Origin of the sequence: Pseudonocardia sp. N23, assembly GCF_002583555.1 — a bacterium.
Lineage (GTDB): Bacteria > Actinomycetota > Actinomycetes > Mycobacteriales > Pseudonocardiaceae > Pseudonocardia.
This window is the reverse complement of record NZ_BEGX01000121.1, coordinates 65,882-68,404: the sequence shown is the minus strand read 5'-3', so window position 1 is coordinate 68,404 and position 2,523 is coordinate 65,882. Positions and strand designations below refer to the sequence as shown.

At 75.2% G+C, this 2,523-nt stretch carries 3 protein-coding genes and 1 pseudogene; 1 reads left to right on the top strand and 3 read right to left on the bottom strand.

The annotated features are described in order from the left end of the window. Window positions 1-220: hypothetical protein (locus tag TOK_RS33050; protein WP_374754936.1), on the top strand; the 220-nt coding region annotated here is incomplete at its 5' end. Between the two features lie 71 nt (window positions 221-291). Here the strand turns inward: TOK_RS33050 and TOK_RS27915 are convergent. The 3 genes and pseudogenes from TOK_RS27915 to TOK_RS27910 form a co-directional block, all read right to left on the bottom strand. Then, window positions 292-1,113, bottom strand: a complete 822-nt coding sequence (locus tag TOK_RS27915) for a hypothetical protein (RefSeq protein WP_098960981.1) — start codon at window positions 1,111-1,113, stop codon at window positions 292-294. A 398-nt stretch (window positions 1,114-1,511) separates the two neighbouring features. Continuing rightward, window positions 1,512-1,667, bottom strand: coding sequence for a hypothetical protein (locus tag TOK_RS33045; protein WP_172457828.1), 156 nt, complete (start codon window positions 1,665-1,667; stop codon window positions 1,512-1,514). A 417-nt stretch (window positions 1,668-2,084) separates the two neighbouring features. Beyond that, window positions 2,085-2,523, bottom strand: a pseudogene (locus TOK_RS27910) (hypothetical protein); the annotation flags it as partial.

Genomic DNA, 2,523 nt, shown 5'->3' with positions numbered 1-2,523 from the left:
GCTCCACCAACTCGGCCGCACCGTCGAGCAGCTCGCCGAGCTCGTCGACATCCCAGTCAAGAAACTCCGCCCCCGTCTCCGCGCCCACCGCGCCGCCGCCACCGGCCCGGCGACCAGCACGAACTCTCCCGACCCGGGGCATCCGGCGGCGGCCGGTGCGCCCGAACCGCCTGCAGCCGGCCCGCCCGGCCCGGCCGCTGCGGCCGCCGCCACCGTCTGACCGACAGCGGCACGCAAAACGTGGAGGGGCCCCGCCGACCGGCGGGGCCCCTCCACGTTGCGGTGCGGGTGTTATCCGGCCTGGGTGCTCACCCAGCGGGCCACGGTGGCGCGGTCGGTGTGGTCGAGGTGGCGCCAGTCCGCGCGCAGCCGCGCCACCCGCTCGGCGCTGGTGGCCGAGGTGGCCGCGATGTGGCGGCAGCGGGCGATCACCCACGCCTCGCGCGTCGCCGGAGCCGACGGCGCACTGATGCCCTCGCGGCCCCGGTCGCGGCAGTCCTCGCAGAGCCCGTCATCGTGGTGACGCTGCTGGTCGCGGGCACAACGCTCGGTCCGGCACACCACACACGGCAGACCCCGCAGCGGCGGCACTGCGGCCAGGTCGTAGTCCAGCGGCCGGGCGTCGTCGCGGCGGTCGTCGCGGTCGGTCTCGGGCTCCACCCGGTCGGCGAAGTACCGCCCGGCAGCAGTGCCCGCGTCCATGCTGCGCTGGCTCGGGCGGGGCGCCGGCGCGATCCACCGGCGCGGCAGGTCACGCGGTGCCCGCCGCGCCGTCCCGGCGTCCCCGGCGCGACCCTGCGGGCGCGGCAACCCGGCACGGGGCTGGTCCTGACGGTCACTGCGGGGCAGGCACGCCTCGACCAGGGCGCGGCCGTCATCGCCGCTGATCTTCCACAGATGACGAAGCCGTGCGGTCCGCACCTGCGGGTGACATTCCAGCGCGCGCAGGCACTGAGTGAGCAACTGCTGGGTGCCCTCGTCGGCATCCGAGAGCAGCTGCCCGGTCCGGCGGCGGGCCTCCCGCAGCGCGCCGCTCTCGACCAGTGTGGCGACCTCGGCGAGCCGACCGGCGATGACCTCGGCGGTGACCTCGGCGGTGATGGTGGAGTCCATCGGTGGTGACCTTCCCTCGCTGGTCGCTGGGTATGTGGCGGTGGGTCTGTCGGCCCGTTTCTGGTGGCGGGCGTCGTCCCCGCCACCGCGAAGCGGCGGTCGCTCGGCCTCGGAGGCTCGACGTCAAGGGCAGCCCGAAGGGCTGTCGCCGCAGGCGACGCGTAGCGCCCTTTACGTTGAGGGAGGCCGTGCTCAAGCTTTAGGGCCGGCAGGCCCACCGTCCCGCCGAAGGCGGGTCCATCAGCTGTTTCTTGGCCCGCCGCGGCCATGAGCGGCAGCCCTCCCCCGCACCCACCCGGCAGCGCCCCACCAGCCGGCGGCGCAGACGACCGGCGGCGGCCGGGCCGCGAGGCAGCGGGCGGGGTGGCCCGCGCTGGGGCGGGCCAGCCCGCGGCCCATCAGAACGGGGGCTCGAAGTCCGCCGGGAAGCTGACCTCGACCGGCTCGCCCCGGCCGTAGACCTCGCGCGAGAGCCAGCCCAGGTAGTCGTCGAACTCCGCGGCGGACAGCTGCGCGAGGTTGGGCTCGGGGGTGGTGATCTGGGTGAGTGCCATCGTGTCCTCCGGTGGTCGGTGCGGGTGGAACGCGGCTCTGCCTCAGCAGGGCGGGTCGGGGTCCCCGAAGGGGACGGGAGAGGGTTCTGGCTGGCCCATCCCGGTGTGACCGCTCATCCCCGCCGGCGGCCGACCTCACCAACCGCCGCGCGGTCTCACCGGGATGGAGTCGGCCAGGTTCATCTCCCGCTCGCCCCGGCCCGGTCTGCTGACCTCTGGGCGGTCCACTTGTGCCGGGCGCCGGAGGACACCCGCCACGTCCAGAGCGCGCTCGACCACCACCCACCAGCCGGCCACCCCGCCAGCCGAGCAACCCCAACCGGCCAGCAGGGCGGCCCACCCCCGGCGACCAGCACCAACGCGGCCCCGGCCAGCCGCACACCAAGGCCGGACCCGGTGACAGGTCGGGGTGATGGGTCAGGGGTGGCTGCGGCGCAGCCCGACCGTGGCGCCGTCGCGGGCGGCCGCCGTGGCCGCGTGCGCGAGGAACTCCTCGCGCGCTGCGCCGACCCCGGTGCCACCGGTCTTCGGGTGGGCCAGCAGCCGGGCGGCGAGCGCGTCGACCGGCCAGCGCAGCACCACCCCGTGCCGCGACAGATACAACCCGACCGCCCGGATCCGGTAGTGATCGCTGCGGCTGTCGAGCCAGGCGTAGGCCAGGACCTGCCACAGCCACGGCCCGACCTTCCCCGGATCATCAGCCCGCAACACGGTCTTGACGTCGATCAGGGTGTCCCCGACCAGCAGATCTCCGTCGGCCCAGTGCGGCACGAACACCGGACCAGCACACCCCAACGGGCTCCCAGCCGCAGGCTGCCCAGCCAGCGCGTGCAGCGTGTGCAGGGCGCCTGAGGTG

Bases quoted from the DNA above. Each gene is read 5' to 3' on its own strand.
- TOK_RS27915 (WP_098960981.1), bottom strand. From the start codon at position 1,113: ATGGACTCCACCATCACCGCCGAGGTCACCGCCGAGGTCATCGCCGGT.
- TOK_RS33045 (WP_172457828.1), bottom strand. From the start codon at position 1,667: ATGGCACTCACCCAGATCACCACCCCCGAGCCCAACCTCGCGCAGCTG.